The organism is Metasolibacillus fluoroglycofenilyticus, from assembly GCF_003049645.1.
In the GTDB taxonomy this organism is placed as follows: Bacteria; Bacillota; Bacilli; order Bacillales_A; family Planococcaceae; genus Metasolibacillus; species Metasolibacillus fluoroglycofenilyticus.
Genome location: NZ_PYWK01000001.1, coordinates 806463 through 823072 on the forward strand (window position 1 = coordinate 806463; position 16610 = coordinate 823072).

Sequence of the window (16610 nt, forward strand, 5' to 3'; positions counted from 1 at the left end):
CCTTATTCACCCCATTTCACTAATACAGCCTCACCGCAAAAGCCTGGACCTAGCGCAACAAGCATACCAAATTCGTCAGATTTTTTATTTTCTAACATAAATTGTTCCAGTACATAGAGCACAGTAGGGGAAGACATATTACCGTATTGCTGCAAAATCATGCGGGCAGTTGCCGTTTGTTCAGTTGTTAAAAATAATGCTTGCTCATAAGCTTCAAGCACCTTTTTGCCACCTGGATGTGCGATAAAATAAGCAACATCACGCTCTGCTAAGTATTGTTCCTCTAAAAATTCTGCTATAAATGGACGGAGCCAGCGATTGATTATAGAAGGAATGCTTTTTTGAAAAATAACATGCAAGCCGCTATTTTGTATATCCCAGCCCATTACTTGCTCGGAATGTGGCCATAATTTTGAGCCACTATGAACAATATGTGGTACAGCGCATTGCAGTGCAATCTCCGCTTCATCCCCACAGATGAGAACCGCAGCAGCTCCGTCAGCAAATAACGATGCACCAATGATATTGCTTTTGCGTATATCCTCAGTTTGGAATGTTAAGCTACATAGCTCTACGCAAACGACGAGCACCTTTGCAGTCGGATAAGCTTTGCAAAAATCAAAGGCTCGACTAATTCCTGCTGCGCCACCAGCACAACCAAGGCCCCACAGCGGAATGCGTCGCAAGCGCTCTGAAAAGGGTAATATATTCATAATGCGTGCATCAATACTCGGTGTTGCTAACCCTGTTGTACTGACAAAAATAATAGCATCCACGCTGTCAGGAGTGATAGGTGAGGCAAGAAAATCTTCATTTTTTAAGCATTGTTGAATGACTTCAACGCTATACTGTGTTGCTAGCTCCACATATAATTGATTGCGCTCTGCAAAGGAGCGTGGCGTGCGATGCCATTCTGGCGATATGCAGAGCTGACGCTTGTCAATTCCGCCGTTGTGAAAAACTTGTAATAATCTTTCTAGTCGTGGCATGTGCTGCTGAAAAAGGTCCGCTGTTAATTGTTTTGCCTCCTGCTGTGTTAGTGTGTATGGCATTTGGTATGTACTAACTGAGCAAATTTTTGGCATAGAAAAACTCCTCTCCAATCGAAGTATGATGTAATGTATGCAAGGAGGAAGGAAGAACATACCTTTCGAACATTGAATAAAGTTTTGAATAATATTATCTTTTACATCACCTAAAAGATAATATTATTCGTCTTAGACGGACTGTGGTAAAATGGATAACATATTGTGTAAAGTGAACCTTCAATCAGTGGAATCTTTCACTGATTGATAATTTCACAAATCGGATTTTTACAAGCTGTTGATTTTCCACTCAAACAATTTAATCTGATTCAACAAGAGATGAATGCAAAAAAAGCATTTCAAATCAAAGGGAGCTCAGTCTAAGAGCGCCGCTATACGTGCGACGACTGAGTGACTAGCATAAGCCCTCGGCAGATGGCGCAGGACGTGACGATTGTAGGTTAACTTCCACTGGTTAGCTCGAAAAAATCTGGACGTATGCCGAGGCGTAACTGATTTTCAATTCTAGTTTTGAAGTGGGGATTCTACAGCCTGTTAATACGGGGTAAACGGAGGCGGCATCTGTGAAGAAGTATTATGGAATAGCGATACTTGCTATTTTATTGGATCAAATAACAAAATGGATGGTTGTTAAAAACATGGAAATAGGTGAGCGGATTGCCCTTTGGGACCCTTGGCTCGGCCTGTTATCGCATCGCAATAAAGGAGCGGCATGGGGAATGCTGCAAGGACAAATGTGGTTATTTACTATTGTAACGATTGGTGTCATTATTGCTATTCTTTATTTTTTCTATACCGAGGCAAAGGGCAAGCCGCTATTGCAAGCAAGCTTAATGCTACTGTTTGGTGGGGCTGTAGGGAATTTTATCGATCGTTTATTCAGAGGAGAAGTAGTCGATTTTGTCGATGTACTTATACCGATTATCAATTACGAATTCCCGATTTTTAATGTGGCGGATGCTGCCCTATCAATTGCAGTTGTCATGTTATTAATTGCAATTATTTTAGATGATCAACAACAAAAGAAAAAGGTGAAACAATGACAGTAGTCAAATATACAATTGAAGCTGAGCGGGCAGGTGAGCGCATAGATAAAGCGCTCGCACATATACAAACAGAATGGTCGCGTACACAAATTAGCAATTGGCTAACAGATGGCGTAATAAAAGTAAATGGTGCGGAAGTTAAAGCAAAGTATAAGGTGAGGGAGGGCGATATTATTGAAGTCGATGTTCCGGAGCCTGAGCAATTAGAAGTCGTTGCTGAAAATTTAGCACTAGACATCGTTTATGAGGATGCAGATGTAGTCGTTGTTAACAAGCCAAAAGGGATGGTTGTGCACCCTGCACCGGGGCATATGAGCGGTACACTTGTCAATGGATTAATGCATCATTGCAAAGATTTATCAGGAATTAATGGTGTATTGCGACCTGGTATTGTCCATCGCATCGACAAAGATACATCGGGTTTATTGATGGTGGCTAAAAATGATACGGCGCATGAATCATTAGTAAACCAGCTCGTAGCAAAATCAGTGACACGCAAATATACAGCATTGGTACACGGGCATATCGCGCATGATAAAGGGACAATTGATGCACCAATTGGACGCGATACAAAGGATCGCCAAAAGCAGGCTGTTGTTGATAATGGCAAGCATGCTGTTACCCATTTCCAAGTGATAGAACGGCTAGGGGATTATACTTTAGTGGAATGTCGCTTGGAAACAGGGCGTACGCATCAAATTCGCGTCCATATGCAATATATTGGATTTCCACTAGTAGGTGACCCGAAATATGGACCGAAGAAAACAATTGATTTCAATGGACAAGTGCTACATGCGGGTGTATTAGGCTTTGTCCACCCTGCAACAGGCGAGTATTTAGAATTTTCAGCAGCGCTACCAAAGGATTTTGAACAATTGCTTGCGGAGTTGCGCGAGTAGTTATTGACATCAACTAACGATAGTATTATACTAAGTAACAATAAAAGCGAATATTGCACCTTTAATGGCAGTCCAGAGAGGCTGAGAAGGGAACTTGTGAAGTGTAGGGGATTTTTGTGCGCAAAATTCTTGCTACACGTTATTTCAACATGGAATTTTCAGCCTCTCAAGCAACTGCTTGAGAGGCTTTTTTGCATAATTTAGAAAGGGGATACCGTATGTCAAATATAAATGTTTTGCTTGATAGCGCCTCGATGAATCGCGCCTTAACACGTATCGCGCATGAAATAATTGAGCGCAACAAAGGAATTGAAGAGTGTATTTTAGTAGGGATTAAAACGCGGGGGGCCTATTTAGCGAGGCGGCTAGCAGAGCGCATTGAAACTATCGAAGGGCAACCGATTCGCACAGGGGAGCTAGATATTACATTATACCGTGATGACTTGACAGAAAATCAAGAGGAAGCACAAGTACAGCAAGTAGCGATTGATTATCAAGTGAGCGAACAAAAAATTGTCTTAATCGATGATGTGCTATATACAGGACGTACAGTACGTGCCGCGCTCGATGCGGTAATGGATTTGGGTCGACCAGCACAAATTCAACTCGCTGTTTTAGTTGACCGAGGACATCGTGAATTGCCAATTCGTGCGGACTATGTAGGAAAAAACATTCCGACATCTGGACAAGAGCGCATCGTCGTTAGCTTAGTTGAAGTAGACGGATTAGACCAAGTAAGCATTCATAAAAATAATGAGTAGTAAAATTAGGAGGAACAATATGTCAAAGCCACTGTTAGATATTCGTGAAAGACCATCAACTATTCAATTAATAACATTAAGTTTCCAGCATATGTTCGCAATGTTTGGTGCGACAATTTTAGTGCCAAAGCTAGTAGGGCTAAGCCCTGCAATTGCCCTCTTAACGAGCGGGATTGCAACAATTGTATTTTTATTAATTACTCAATTTAAAGTACCTGCATACTTAGGTTCCTCCTTCGCCTTTATTGCGCCGATTTTGGTTGCCTCAGGCGGGCTAGAGAATGGCCAAAATATGAACCCTGGAAACGCGATGATTGGGGCGATGCTAGTCGGTGTTACATATGGAATTGTTGCATTAATTATATGGAAAACAGGCTATAAATGGTTAATGAATATTTTACCGCCAATCGTTGTCGCACCTGTTATTATGGTCATCGGTTTGGCACTAGCAGGAACAGCCGTCGATATGGCGATGAACATAACGGTAGAAACGCTCGATGAGGCAACAGGAGAAACGGTGCTAGCAAGCGTTTATAGCTTTAAGCATTTCACAGTAGCATTAGTCACATTATTTGCAGCGATTATTTTCACGGTCTATTTCAAAAACATTTTAAGTGCAATGCCGATTTTACTCGGCATAGTTATCGGCTATATCTATGCGGTACTTATCGGAATTGTTGATTTCACAGCAGTGAAAGAAGCGAGCTGGCTTGCAATGCCAGACTTTTTAATACCAGGCGTGCATTATGAATTTGCTATTACGTCAACAATCTTTTGGGCGATGGTTCCAATTGTCATCGTCACATTATCAGAGCATATCGGACATCAGCTCGTATTAGGGAAGGTTGTTAATCGCAATTATATTAAGGACCCGGGCTTGCATCGTTCGATTTTAGGGGATGGGCTTGGCACATTTTTAAGTGCCTTAATCGGTGGTCCACCAAAAACAACATATGGTGAAAATATCGGTGTACTAGCCATCACGCGTGTTTATTCGGTTTATGTCATTCTAGGCGCAGCCGTACTTGCGATTATCTTCTCCTTCATTGGGAAAGCAATGGCATTAATTCAAACGATTCCAACAGCAGTGCTCGGTGGTATTTCCATTTTGCTATTCGGGATTATCGCTTCAAGCGGTCTACGTATGCTTGTAGAAAATAATATTGACTTCGGCAACAATCGTAATTTAGTTATTTCATCCGTTATTTTAGTCATCGGTATAGGCGGTGCAGCCTTCCACTTCACAAGCGCATTTAAAGTAGAAGGAATGGCGCTCGCAGCAATTGTCGGTGTCTTATTAAACTTATTATTACCTGGTCGCGAAAAAGAGGTTAACAGCCTCGAGGAAAAGTAATGGGACAATAAAAGCCTATTGAAGCGAATATTTTCGAGAATTTTAGACTTCAAGAAGCGTTGTAATGAGAATTTAGCACATTGTAAATGGAGGCAGTCAAATGAAAAATTTATTATCCATGGAGCATTTAACAAATGAAGAAATTTTACACATTTTAGAGCGAGCGAAAGCTTTTGAAAATGGGGAGCCGTCAAAGTTATTGCGCTCCTACAATGTCGCTAATTTATTTTTTGAGCCTAGCACGAGAACGAAAACAAGCTTTGAAATGGCTGAGCGCCGCATAGGCTGTACAGTCATTCCATTCGATGCCGAATTTTCAAGTGCACTAAAGGGTGAAACGATGTACGATACGGTAAAGACACTTGAAATGATTGGACTAGATGCAGTCATCATTCGTGCAAAGGAAGATGAATATTACAATGAGCTTTTAGAGGGAATTAATTGCGCTGTAATCAATGCAGGGGATGGAGCAGGGCAGCATCCATCGCAAAGTCTGCTTGATTTATACACGATTCAAAAAGAGTTTGGCACATTTGAAAACTTAAATATTACGATTGTGGGGGATATATCTCATAGTCGTGTGGCAAAGTCGAATGCAGCTGCATTGACAAGGCTAGGTGCGAATGTACGCTTTCTATGTCCGGCAGAATGGGCGGGTCACTTTGAAGCACATCATTCATGGGATGATTTGATTCAAGATAGTGATGTCATTATGCTACTACGCATTCAGCATGAGCGTCATTCAGTAAGTAAGAGCTTTTCTAAAGAAAGCTATCATGAGCAATATGGTTTAACGGTAGCGCGTGAGGCACAAATGAAGAAGGGGGCCATTATTATGCATCCTGCCCCAGTAAATCGCGATGTTGAAATTGCCGACCAACTTGTAGAATGTGAGCGTTCACGTATTTTCCAGCAAGTGCGAAACGGCGTCTATGCACGTATGGCTATTTTAGAAACAATTCTGAAGGAGAGAGAATAACATGACAACTTTTATCCATAACGTAAAAATGGTGAATGAAGTAAGTGAGCTAGTAATGACAAGCATTACAATTGAAGAAGGTAAAATTACAGCAATTGGTGGCGAACAACCAGCCTCCGCACAAGTCATTGATGGTCAAGGTAATTTAGTAGCACCGGGCTTTGTCGATGTTCATACACATTTACGTGAACCGGGCTTTGAGCATAAAGAAACGATTGCTACTGGTACAGCATCAGCAGCAAAAGGTGGCTTCACAACAATTTGTGCCATGCCAAATACGAAGCCAGTACCAGATTCAGTTGAAAATATGCAATTAATTCAAGGCTTGATTAAAGAAAGTGCAGTTATTCGCGTATTGCCTTATGGCTCGCTAACGAAAGATATCTCCGGTGAAGTGCGTACAAACATGGAAGAACTTAAAGCTCATGGTGCAGTAGCCTTTTCAGATGATGGTGTAGGTATTCAGCTAGCAGCAACGATGTATGAGCAAATGAAGGAAGCAGCTCGCCTTGATGCAATCGTTGTCGCACACTGTGAAGATAACTCTTTAATTTACGAAGGTGTGATGCATGAGGGCAAACGTAATAAAGAGCTTGGCTTACCAGGTATTCCTTCGATTTGTGAATCGGTGCAAATTGCACGTGACGTCTTATTAGCGGAAGCAGCAGGCGCACGCTACCATGTTTGTCATGTCTCAACGAAGGAGTCTGTACGTGCAGTACGTGATGCAAAGGCAGCAGGTATTCGTGTAACGGCTGAGGTATGCCCGCATCATTTATTGCTAGAGGAAATGGACATTCCTTCAGATGATGCGAATTGGAAAATGAATCCACCACTACGTGCAGCAGATGATAAAGATTCTTTACATGCAGCATTATTAGATGGCACGATTGATTGCATCGCAACAGACCATGCGCCACATACAGTAGAGGAAAAGTGCTGCGGTATGGTAGGCGCACCATTCGGCATCGTAGGCTTTGAAACAGCCTTCCCATTGTTATATACAAGCTTTGTTGAAACAGGGAAATGGACATTAAAGCAATTAATTGACTGGATGACAGTGAAGCCTTCTCAAATTTTTGATTTGCCATATGGCACATTAACAGTAGGTGCATCGGCGGATTTAACAATTATTGATTTAACGAAAGAGCAAACAGTCGATGCAGAAGGATTTGTAACAAAAGGTCGTAATACACCATTTAATGGTTGGGTCGCTAAGGGCTGGCCAATATTAACGATGGTTGAAGGCAAAATCGCATACGAGGAGGCACAATAATAATGAAAAAGCGCTCATTAATTTTAGAAGACGGTACAGTATTCAACGGTATCGCATTTGGTAGTGATAGAGCTTCACAAGGAGAGGTCGTATTTACAACAGGTATGACTGGCTATCAGGAAACATTATCAGACCCATCCTTTTATGGACAAATCGTAACGTTAACATATCCTTTAATCGGGAATTACGGTATTAACCGTGATGATTTTGAAGGAATTACGCCAACAATTCGTGGCTTTGTAGTGCGTGAGCTAGAGGAATATCCATCAAACTTTCGCTGTGACATGACATTAAATGATTATTTGAAAAGCCAAGATATTCCGGGAATTGAGGGCATCGATACACGTAAACTGACGCGCATTATTCGCTCAAAAGGTGTAGTACGCGCCATTTTAACTGCTGCGGATGAGGCAGTGAATGTAGAAGAAATTGTCGCACATTTACAAGTGACACCACTTATTACACACCATGTAAGAGAGGTATCACCTAAGGCAGCTTATCCATCACCGGGGCGTGGCAAGCGCGTTGTTGTCATGAATTTCGGCATGAAGCACGGTATTTTGCGAGAGCTGAATAAACGTGATTGTGATGTACTTGTCGTACCTTACAATACATCGGCAGAGCAAATTTTAGCGTGGCATCCAGATGGCATTATGCTATCAAACGGTCCGGGCAATCCAGCAGATGTAGCAGAGGGTATCGAAACAATTAAAAATTTAATTGGGAAAGTGCCGATGTTCGGTATTTGCTTAGGTCACCAGCTCTTTGCATTAGCAAGCGGCGCAACAAGCTTTAAATTACCATTCGGACATCGCGGGGCTAATCACCCAGTGAAAGATTTGCGCACAGGACGTACTGAATTAACATCTCAAAACCATGGCTATGCAGTGGATGCAGAGTCATTAGCAAATACTGATTTAGAAATTACACATATTGCATTAAATGATGGAACAGTTGAAGGATTACGTCATAAAACATACCCAATCTTTACTGTGCAATATCACCCTGAAGCATCACCAGGCCCGGAAGATTCAAATCACTTATTCGACGAATTCATTGACATGATGGAAGCAGAAAAGGAGAAAAAACATGCCTAAACGTACAGATATAAATTCAATTTTAGTTATCGGATCAGGTCCAATCGTTATCGGTCAAGCAGCAGAGTTTGACTATGCTGGTACACAAGCTTGTTTATCATTAAAAGAAGAGGGCTACCGCGTCATTTTAATTAACTCAAATCCTGCGACAATTATGACGGATACAGAAATTGCAGATAAAGTGTACATCGAGCCGATTTCATTAGAATTTGTTTCACGTATTTTACGTAAAGAACGCCCAGATGCTCTTTTACCAACATTAGGTGGACAAACAGGCTTAAACATGGCGATTGAATTACATGAATCGGGCATTTTAGATGAGCTGGGCATTGAAATTTTAGGAACGAAGCTTGATGCGATTCATAAAGCAGAGGACCGTGATTTATTCCGTAATTTAATGTATGAATTAGGTGCACCTGTACCAGAGTCAGATATTATCCACAATTTAGAAGAGGCAAAACGCTTTGTTGAAAAAATTGGCTTCCCAGTTATTGTACGCCCTGCCTTCACTTTAGGCGGTACAGGTGGTGGTATTTGTCATAACGACCAAGAGCTAGAAGAAATTGTAACGTCAGGTTTAAAATATTCACCAGTAACACAATGCTTACTTGAAAAATCAATTGCGGGCTTTAAAGAGATTGAGTATGAAGTAATGCGTGATGCTGCTGATAATGCAATCGTTGTATGTAGCATGGAAAACTTTGACCCTGTAGGGATTCATACAGGTGATTCAATCGTAGTTGCACCAGTTCAAACATTATCTGACCGTGAATATCAAATGCTGCGTAATATTTCTTTAGATATTATTCGGGCATTGAAAATTGAAGGCGGTTGTAATGTCCAATTGGCACTAGACCCAAATAGCTTCCAATACTATGTAATTGAAGTTAACCCACGTGTTTCGCGTTCATCTGCACTAGCATCGAAGGCAACAGGCTATCCTATTGCAAAGCTAGCAGCAAAAATTGCAGTCGGCTTAACTTTAGATGAAATTAAAAACCCTGTTACAGGCTCAACATTTGCATGCTTTGAGCCGTCAATTGACTATATCGTAGCAAAAATTCCACGCTGGCCATTTGATAAATTCGAATCAGCAAAGCGTAATTTAGGTACGCAAATGAAGGCAACTGGTGAGGTAATGGCACTTGGTCGCACATTTGAAGAAGCGTTATTAAAGGCTGTTCGCTCACTTGAAACAGGTCATGTTCATATTGAAATGAAGCATCCTGAAGAACTGACAGATACGTGGATAGAAAAGCGTATCCGCAAAGCAGGAGATGAGCGTTTATTCTTTATCGGTGAGGCATTGCGCCGTGGTGTAACAATCGAGCAAATTCATGAATGGTCAGCAATCGACTTATGGTTCCTAAAAAAATTAGAAAAAATTGTTGCAATGGAAAGCACATTAGCTACTAATAAAAATAATCAGGACGTATTGCGTTCAGCAAAACGCTTAGGCTTCGCGGATAAAAAGATTGCAGAGCTTTGGGAAACAACGCCAGAAGCTGTTTATGACTTCCGTAAAGAGCATGGCATTATCCCTGTTTACAAAATGGTTGATACTTGTGCAGCGGAATTTGAATCACAAACACCGTATTTCTACGGCACATACGAAGAAGAAAATGAATCCGTACGCACGGATAAGCCGTCTGTTGTTGTATTAGGTTCAGGTCCAATTCGCATCGGTCAAGGTGTAGAGTTCGACTATGCAACAGTACACTCTGTATGGGCGATTCAAGAGGCAGGCTATGAGGCGATTATTATTAACTCAAATCCTGAAACTGTATCAACAGACTTCTCAATTTCAGATAAGCTATATTTCGAGCCATTAACGATTGAGGATGTTATGCACATTATCGACTTAGAACAACCAATCGGCGTTGTTGTGCAATTCGGTGGGCAAACAGCGATTAATTTAGCGGACAAACTAGAAGCAAACGGTGTGAAAATTTTAGGTACGTCATTGGAAGATATCGACCGCGCGGAAAACCGTGATAAATTTGAACATGCCTTAAAAGAATTGAATATTCCACAGCCCCCTGGCGATACAGCTACTTCAGCAGAAGGTGCAATGGCAATTGCTGAAAAGCTTGGCTTCCCAGTATTAGTACGTCCGTCGTATGTACTTGGCGGTCGCGCAATGGAAATCGTTTATAACATGGAAGAATTAGCTCATTATATGGAGCATGCAGTTGAGGCTTCTCCAGACCATCCGGTGCTCGTTGACCGCTATTTAACGGGGCAGGAAATTGAAGTTGATGCGATTTGCGACGGTGAAAATGTATTGATTCCGGGCATTATGGAGCATATTGAGCGCGCAGGCGTACACTCTGGTGACTCGATTTCTGTATACCCACCACAAAAGCTAACAGATGCGCAAAAGGAAACGCTCGTTGATTATACGACACGTCTAGCAAGGGGCCTAGGAATCGTTGGTTTAATGAATATTCAATATGTTATGAGCGAAGGAGAAATTTATGTAATCGAAGTAAATCCTCGTTCATCGCGTACAGTACCATTTTTAAGTAAAATTACGAACATCCCAATGGCAAATATCGCAACAAAAGCTATTTTAGGACAAGCAATTCCAGCGCAAGGCTATCCAACTGGTTTAGCTCCTGAGCAATCAGGCGTATTTGTTAAAGTGCCAGTATTTTCATTCGCGAAGCTGCGTCGCGTAGACATTACATTAGGCCCTGAAATGAAATCAACAGGCGAAGTAATGGGCAAAGACGCTACATTAGAAAAGGCACTTTACAAAGGTTTAGTAGCTGCTGGAACTGAGATTAAAACATACGGTACAGTATTATTCACTGTGTCTGATAAAGATAAGGAAGAAGCGATTGCTATCGCAAAACGCTTCTCAAAGGTCGGTTACCGCATTATGGCAACAGAAGGTACAGCAAGAAGCTTCGAAGCCGCTGGTATACGCACAGATGTTGTTGAAAAAATCGGTGCAAAAGGCAAAACACTAATCGATGTGATTCAAAATGGTGAGGCACAGTTAGTTATCAACACATTAACAAAAGGTAAACAGCCTGCACGCGATGGCTTCCGCATTCGTCGTGAATCTGTAGAAAATGGTGTGCCATGTTTAACATCGCTAGATACAGCGGAGGCGATGCTGCGCGTTATTGAATCAATGACATTTACAGCAGAAGAAATGCCAAAAGCGGAGGTTAAGTAATCATGATTCGAAGTGAGCGTATGACAGTCGTTCGCCAAGTAAAAATCGCTCATAATATTTTTGAGCTTGTACTACAAGGAGAGCTTGTCCAGGATATGAGTCCTGGGCAGTTCGTTCATGTCAAAGTATCGGATACACTTGAGCCGCTATTGCGTCGACCAATTAGTATTGCTGATGTCAACAAGGAAAATCAACAATTTACAATGATCTATCGCGCGGAAGGTCGAGGAACAACTGTGCTATCATTAGCAGTTGCTGGTCAAGAAATTGACGTGCTCGGTCCACTTGGTCATGGTTTTCCTGTTGAAGCAGCCCCTGTTGGTGGAACAGCGCTTTTAGTAGGTGGGGGAATTGGTGTACCACCACTCCATGAGTTGTCAAAGCAGCTTAATGCGCGTGGTGTACGCACAATTCACGTTCTTGGCTTCCAATCCGAAAACGTGACATTTTATGAGCAACAGTTTAACAAGCTAGGCGACACATATTATGTAACGGTAGATGGAACAAAAGGGACGAAAGGTTTTGTCACGACATTGTTAGACGACTTAAAGCCAGAATTTGATGTGTTTTATTGCTGTGGTCCATTGCCGATGTTAAAAGCAATGGAAAATACTTATCCACATAAAGAGGGCTATTTATCATTTGAGGAGCGCATGGGCTGCGGTATCGGCGCTTGCTTCGCCTGCGTTTGCCAAACGACAGAGCAGGTGGAGAAAGATTATGTAAAGGTGTGCTCAGATGGGCCGGTATTCCCGAAAGGAGTTGTCCAATTATGAGCCGTATCAATTTAGAGTTACCCGGATTATCGTTAAAAAACCCGATTATGCCAGCATCTGGCTGCTTTGGCTTCGGACGTGAATATGCGCAGCTTTATGATTTATCAAAGCTAGGCGCTATAATGATTAAGGCTACAACGCTAGAAACTCGCGCGGGCAATCCAACACCACGTGTAGCCGAAACAGCAGCGGGCATGTTAAACGCAATCGGGCTACAAAACCCTGGTCTTGAAAAAGTAATGAACGAAGAATTGAAGTTTTTAGAAGGCTATGATGTGCCAATTATCGCCAATGTAGCAGGCACAGAGGTGACTGACTATGTAGAGGTGGCACGCCAAATTTCGACCGCGGCAAATGTTAAAGCACTAGAGCTCAATATTTCTTGTCCGAATGTTAAATGTGGCGGTATCCAGTTTGGAACAGACCCTGCAACAGCACAAGAATTAACCGCGGCGGTGAAGGCTGTATCGAGCGTTCCAGTTTATGTAAAGCTATCACCGAATGTTACGAGTGTTGTAGATATCGCAAAGGCAGTAGAAACGGGCGGTGCAGACGGTATTACGATGATTAATACATTAGTCGGCATGCGTCTACACGAAAAAACAGGAAAGCCTGTAATCGCTAATGGAACAGGGGGGCTATCTGGCCCTGCGGTAAAGCCTGTTGCGATTCGCATGGTTTACGAAGTATATAAGGCAGTTACTATTCCAATTATCGGCATGGGTGGCGTTACGAACGTACAGGACGTTATTGATTTTATGTCGGCAGGTGCTTCAGCGGTAGCGGTTGGTACAGCAAACTTCGTCGACCATTTCGTTTGTCCAAATATTATCGAGGCATTGCCAGCAAAGCTAGATGAGCTAGGTGTAGGTCATATTTCAGAAATTATCGGAAGGAGTCACCGTTAATGAACAACAAACCGATTATTGCGCTTGACTTTCCAAGCGAGAAAGAAGTGTTTCACTTTTTACAGCAATTTAATGAGCCATTGTTCGTAAAAGTCGGCATGGAGCTTTATATGCAGGAAGGTCCAAGCATTGTGAATAAAATAAAAGAGCAGGGGCACGCAATCTTTTTAGATTTAAAACTCCATGATATTCCGAACACAGTGCGATCTGCAATGAAAGGTTTAGCACGCTTAGGCATTGATTTAATCAATGTCCATGCAGCAGGTGGCAAACCGATGATGGAGGGCGCTTTAGAAGGTCTAGAGGCAGGAACAGCGGCAGGTAACAAGCGCCCAATATCAATCGCTGTCACACAATTAACATCGACAACAGAAGAGCAAATGCAAGCGGAGCAAAAAATCGCATTATCCTTGCAGGAATCTGTTTTGCATTATGCAAAATTAACGAAAGAGGCAGGTTTAAACGGTGTCGTTTGCTCTGTGCACGAGGCAAAGGCAATTGCTGAAGTATGTGGAGAAGATTTTTTACGTGTAACACCGGGTATTCGCATGTTAGGCGGAGATGCACATGACCAAAAACGTATCGCTACGCCAGATGGCGCAAAACGTGACGGCTCAACGCATATCGTTGTTGGACGTGCGATTACAGGTGCAGCAAATCCAGTACAGGCATACAAAGAAGTTTGTCAATTATGGGAGGCAAAATAACATGGCATTACAAAAAGAAATCGCTCATGCAATGTTGCAAGTAGGAGCAGTAGAATTAAATCCAACAAATTTATTCACATGGGCATCAGGCATTAAATCACCAATTTACTGTGATACACGCCTAACAATTTCAGACCCAGCCATCCGCAAGCAAATTGCAAACGGCTTAGCAGCAAATATTAAAGAATTTTTCCCAGAGACAGAAGTTGTAGCAGGCACAGCAACAGCCGGCATCCCTCACGCTGCATGGGTAGCGGATATTTTACAATTACCAATGGTCTACGTGCGCTCGAAAGCAAAGGAACACGGCCGCGGTAACCAAATCGAAGGTAAATACGCAGCTGGACAAAAAGTAGTCGTAGTAGAAGACATCGTCTCAACAGGTGGCTCATCTATCACAGCAGTAGAAGCTTTACGCGCAGCAGGCTGTGAAGTCGTAGGCGTTGTATGTGTCTACACATACAACCTACCAAAAGCAGAAAAAGCCTTTGATGAAATCGGCGTACACTATGTATCACTAACAAACTTCGATTACTTAGTAGAAGCAGCCTCGGAATCAGGCACAATCTCAGAAGAACAGATACCATTTTTAAAGGAGTGGCATGTAAAACTTAAAGCCGGAGAGCTTTAAGTTTTACATGCGACGAGGATGGCACAGCCACCGCAGGAGCACAACGAATAGGAGAATCAGCGAGAGTTGAATCTCCATTACTTAAAGCCGGAGAGCTTTAAGTTTTACATGCGACGAGGATGGCAGAGCCACCGCAGGAGCACAATGAATAGGAGAATCAGCGAGAGTTGAATCTCCATTACTTAAAGCCGGAGAGCTTTAAGTTTTACATGCGACGAGGATGGCAGAGCCACTGCAGGAGCACAATGAATAGGAGAATCAGCGAGAGTTGAATCTCCATTACTTAAAGCTGGAGAGCTTTAAGTTTTACATGCGACGAGGATGGCAGAGCCACCGCAGGAGCACAACGGATAGAAAGCTTGGCAGATAGCTGAACTTTCTTTAAAGATGTAAGAGGCTGGGACAAAAAGAAAAAATGTTAGACCGTAATCTAATTGGTCTAACATTTTTTTGATTTAAGACGGAATATTTAACTCCATAAAGCGGAAAAATTTTTATCTATTTTCGTCATTTTTCAAAATAATAAAGTTATGCCCTAACCTCTCTTTTTTAGCTTTAAAAATAGAAAACGTGGAATAAACCTCTAAAAACGTGGAATAAAAGCTAAAAAACGTGGAATAAAAATTGCGCAATAGTCTAAACGTGGAGTAAACACGTAAAAAACATATGCTTCTGCGGTTATTCGTCGCAAAAATTATTGCTGAAAAAAGTTAAATTACTGCTTTCACAATGTAGCGAGAGTGTGTAATGGGCAAACCCTTTTCTGTGGCATGTTGTTCAAAAATCGTTTTGATTTCATCTAAGTTTTGTTGTTTTAAAATCTTGTAAATAGACGGATGTTGGCCAAAGCAGCGTAGCTTTAATAGGTCATCTGGGGATTGTATGTATTCGAAGCTATCAATTGTTTCAATCGATTTGTTTGAAAATTTGCTACTAGCCAGCCTAGCTTTAATTGTATCTAAAATAGGAGTACCTGTTGTCGGTGCAAAAAGATTAGGAAATAAAAGGGGGAGCTCCTTACCTGTTTTATCTCCGGGGTGCAATCCGAAAATTGTACCTCCCTGTTTCACAATTTTTTTAAGAGAGGGGTAACCAGATGTCGGGCCTTTTCTTATGTAGGCACAATCAAATTCATTCTCTTGAAAGGGCAGCCCATTTTTCGTGTTGCCTGTAATGAAAGAGACATTTCCTTTAGTATGAAGGAGGCCTGTTTGAATAAAGCGATTTGTTACATCGAAGCCAACGATATCTTTTGCTAATACACTGCATTTTAGTGTAAACTCGCCGTGACCACAGCCGATATCTAATACTTTTTTACCTATAATATTTTGAACAACCATTTCATCAAAAATCATTTCTCCGTTTGGCTCTGTGAAAGAGGAGCGCCACACATATTCGTAACGATGTTGCAGATTGCTTAGCTGCTCATACCAAGGAATAGAATGCGGTGCTAACCAATTAGGAAAAGATGTTGGATTAAGTAGCGTCATAAGTCGTTGCTCCTTCGTTTTGTAAATGATGTTTACTTACACTAAAAAATGTATGGCATCGTTCACCATACATTTTCTAAATATCACTAATTGTCATAACGAGTACCCCTCTGTTAGAAATCATTGTCGCCAAAATGGTCGAACGTGTCCTCACAACGTTCCTCGTGTAAGTAAGAATCATTATTTTCGCAAGAATCCTCATATGTGTAAGGATACTTACTTTGTACTTGGTCTAAATAGGATTGATATGGCATATGTAGCACCTCCGAATAGAATATTTTCTCATTATACAATATTCAGAATATTTTTGAAATAGAAAAGTGAAAAAAGTTTGCTAAAATACTTCGCCATAAGGACTGTCCAAAAAAGTTAAGTTTTTTTCCAAAGCAGTGAAAAATTTATTTTATTTTAAATTCAATAGAAAATCATAAAACTCTTGTGTTTTTAATGAGC

At 41.6% G+C, this 16610-nt stretch carries 15 protein-coding genes; 12 read left to right on the forward strand and 3 right to left on the reverse strand.

Translation table 11 applies throughout. From position 1 onward, the window contains the following. Positions 1 to 2 precede the first annotated feature (2 nt). On the reverse strand, positions 3 to 1085 hold the full coding sequence (locus tag C9J36_RS03530) for a type III polyketide synthase (protein ID WP_107942249.1): 1083 nt from the start codon (positions 1083 to 1085) through the stop codon (positions 3 to 5). Between the two features lie 524 nt (positions 1086 to 1609). Between C9J36_RS03530 and lspA the strand changes: the two genes are divergently transcribed. From lspA to pyrE, 12 genes are all read left to right on the forward strand, one after another. Then, positions 1610 to 2089 carry a signal peptidase II gene (gene lspA / locus C9J36_RS03535; protein ID WP_066169831.1) on the forward strand — a complete coding sequence of 160 codons (480 nt, stop codon included), beginning with the start codon at positions 1610 to 1612 and terminating at the stop codon, positions 2087 to 2089. Beyond that, complete coding sequence (locus C9J36_RS03540) at positions 2086 to 2991, forward strand: RluA family pseudouridine synthase (protein WP_107942250.1); 906 nt, start codon at positions 2086 to 2088, stop codon at positions 2989 to 2991. The genes lspA and C9J36_RS03540 overlap by 4 nt, the downstream gene beginning before the upstream one ends. Positions 2992 to 3209: 218 nt before the next feature. Next, the gene (gene pyrR / locus C9J36_RS03545) at positions 3210 to 3752 is read left to right on the forward strand and encodes a bifunctional pyr operon transcriptional regulator/uracil phosphoribosyltransferase PyrR (protein WP_107942251.1); all 543 of its coding nucleotides are present in this window, start codon (positions 3210 to 3212) and stop codon (positions 3750 to 3752) included. 19 nt (positions 3753 to 3771) lie between these two features. Continuing rightward, complete coding sequence (locus C9J36_RS03550) at positions 3772 to 5106, forward strand: solute carrier family 23 protein (protein WP_107942252.1); 1335 nt, start codon at positions 3772 to 3774, stop codon at positions 5104 to 5106. A 100-nt stretch (positions 5107 to 5206) separates the two neighbouring features. Continuing rightward, positions 5207 to 6085 carry an aspartate carbamoyltransferase catalytic subunit gene (locus C9J36_RS03555; protein ID WP_107942253.1) on the forward strand — a complete coding sequence of 293 codons (879 nt, stop codon included), beginning with the start codon at positions 5207 to 5209 and terminating at the stop codon, positions 6083 to 6085. Position 6086: 1 nt separating this feature from the next. Beyond that, the gene (locus tag C9J36_RS03560) at positions 6087 to 7361 is read left to right on the forward strand and encodes a dihydroorotase (protein ID WP_107942254.1); all 1275 of its coding nucleotides are present in this window, start codon (positions 6087 to 6089) and stop codon (positions 7359 to 7361) included. A gap of 2 nt (positions 7362 to 7363) precedes the next feature. Beyond that, positions 7364 to 8458 (forward strand): carbamoyl phosphate synthase small subunit, encoded by a 1095-nt coding sequence (locus C9J36_RS03565; protein ID WP_107942255.1) that lies wholly within the window; start codon positions 7364 to 7366, stop codon positions 8456 to 8458. After that, positions 8451 to 11645 (forward strand): carbamoyl-phosphate synthase large subunit, encoded by a 3195-nt coding sequence (carB, locus tag C9J36_RS03570; RefSeq protein WP_107942256.1) that lies wholly within the window; start codon positions 8451 to 8453, stop codon positions 11643 to 11645. Before C9J36_RS03565 ends, carB begins: the two co-directional genes overlap by 8 nt. Positions 11646 to 11647: 2 nt before the next feature. After that, a complete protein-coding gene (locus C9J36_RS03575) occupies positions 11648 to 12421 on the forward strand; it encodes a dihydroorotate dehydrogenase electron transfer subunit (protein WP_107942257.1) in 774 nt (257 codons plus the stop codon). After that, positions 12418 to 13329, forward strand: coding sequence for a dihydroorotate dehydrogenase (locus tag C9J36_RS03580; protein WP_107942258.1), 912 nt, complete (start codon positions 12418 to 12420; stop codon positions 13327 to 13329). Before C9J36_RS03575 ends, C9J36_RS03580 begins: the two co-directional genes overlap by 4 nt. Beyond that, on the forward strand, positions 13329 to 14036 hold the full coding sequence (pyrF, locus tag C9J36_RS03585; RefSeq protein WP_107942259.1) for an orotidine-5'-phosphate decarboxylase: 708 nt from the start codon (positions 13329 to 13331) through the stop codon (positions 14034 to 14036). Before C9J36_RS03580 ends, pyrF begins: the two co-directional genes overlap by 1 nt. Before the next feature lies 1 nt (position 14037). After that, positions 14038 to 14667: an orotate phosphoribosyltransferase gene (gene pyrE / locus C9J36_RS03590; RefSeq protein ID WP_066169862.1), complete on the forward strand. Its 630-nt coding sequence runs from the start codon at positions 14038 to 14040 to the stop codon at positions 14665 to 14667. 710 nt (positions 14668 to 15377) lie between these two features. Here the strand turns inward: pyrE and C9J36_RS03595 are convergent. Beyond that, on the reverse strand, positions 15378 to 16157 hold the full coding sequence (locus C9J36_RS03595) for a class I SAM-dependent methyltransferase (protein WP_107942260.1): 780 nt from the start codon (positions 16155 to 16157) through the stop codon (positions 15378 to 15380). A 113-nt stretch (positions 16158 to 16270) separates the two neighbouring features. Further along, on the reverse strand, positions 16271 to 16411 hold the full coding sequence (locus C9J36_RS17265) for a hypothetical protein (RefSeq protein ID WP_161956376.1): 141 nt from the start codon (positions 16409 to 16411) through the stop codon (positions 16271 to 16273). Between the last annotated feature and the right edge of the window lie 199 nt (positions 16412 to 16610).

Coding starts and splice junctions, on each gene's coding strand:
- C9J36_RS03530 (WP_107942249.1), bottom strand. CDS start 1,085: ATGCCAAAAATTTGCTCAGTTAGTACATACCAAATGCCATACACACTA.
- C9J36_RS03540 (WP_107942250.1), top strand. CDS start 2,086: ATGACAGTAGTCAAATATACAATTGAAGCTGAGCGGGCAGGTGAGCGC.
- pyrR (WP_107942251.1), top strand. CDS start 3,210: ATGTCAAATATAAATGTTTTGCTTGATAGCGCCTCGATGAATCGCGCC.
- C9J36_RS03550 (WP_107942252.1), top strand. CDS start 3,772: ATGTCAAAGCCACTGTTAGATATTCGTGAAAGACCATCAACTATTCAA.
- C9J36_RS03555 (WP_107942253.1), top strand. CDS start 5,207: ATGAAAAATTTATTATCCATGGAGCATTTAACAAATGAAGAAATTTTA.
- C9J36_RS03560 (WP_107942254.1), top strand. CDS start 6,087: ATGACAACTTTTATCCATAACGTAAAAATGGTGAATGAAGTAAGTGAG.
- C9J36_RS03565 (WP_107942255.1), top strand. CDS start 7,364: ATGAAAAAGCGCTCATTAATTTTAGAAGACGGTACAGTATTCAACGGT.
- carB (WP_107942256.1), top strand. CDS start 8,451: ATGCCTAAACGTACAGATATAAATTCAATTTTAGTTATCGGATCAGGT.
- C9J36_RS03575 (WP_107942257.1), top strand. CDS start 11,648: ATGATTCGAAGTGAGCGTATGACAGTCGTTCGCCAAGTAAAAATCGCT.
- C9J36_RS03580 (WP_107942258.1), top strand. CDS start 12,418: ATGAGCCGTATCAATTTAGAGTTACCCGGATTATCGTTAAAAAACCCG.
- pyrF (WP_107942259.1), top strand. CDS start 13,329: ATGAACAACAAACCGATTATTGCGCTTGACTTTCCAAGCGAGAAAGAA.
- pyrE (WP_066169862.1), top strand. CDS start 14,038: ATGGCATTACAAAAAGAAATCGCTCATGCAATGTTGCAAGTAGGAGCA.
- C9J36_RS03595 (WP_107942260.1), bottom strand. CDS start 16,157: ATGACGCTACTTAATCCAACATCTTTTCCTAATTGGTTAGCACCGCAT.
- C9J36_RS17265 (WP_161956376.1), bottom strand. CDS start 16,411: ATGCCATATCAATCCTATTTAGACCAAGTACAAAGTAAGTATCCTTAC.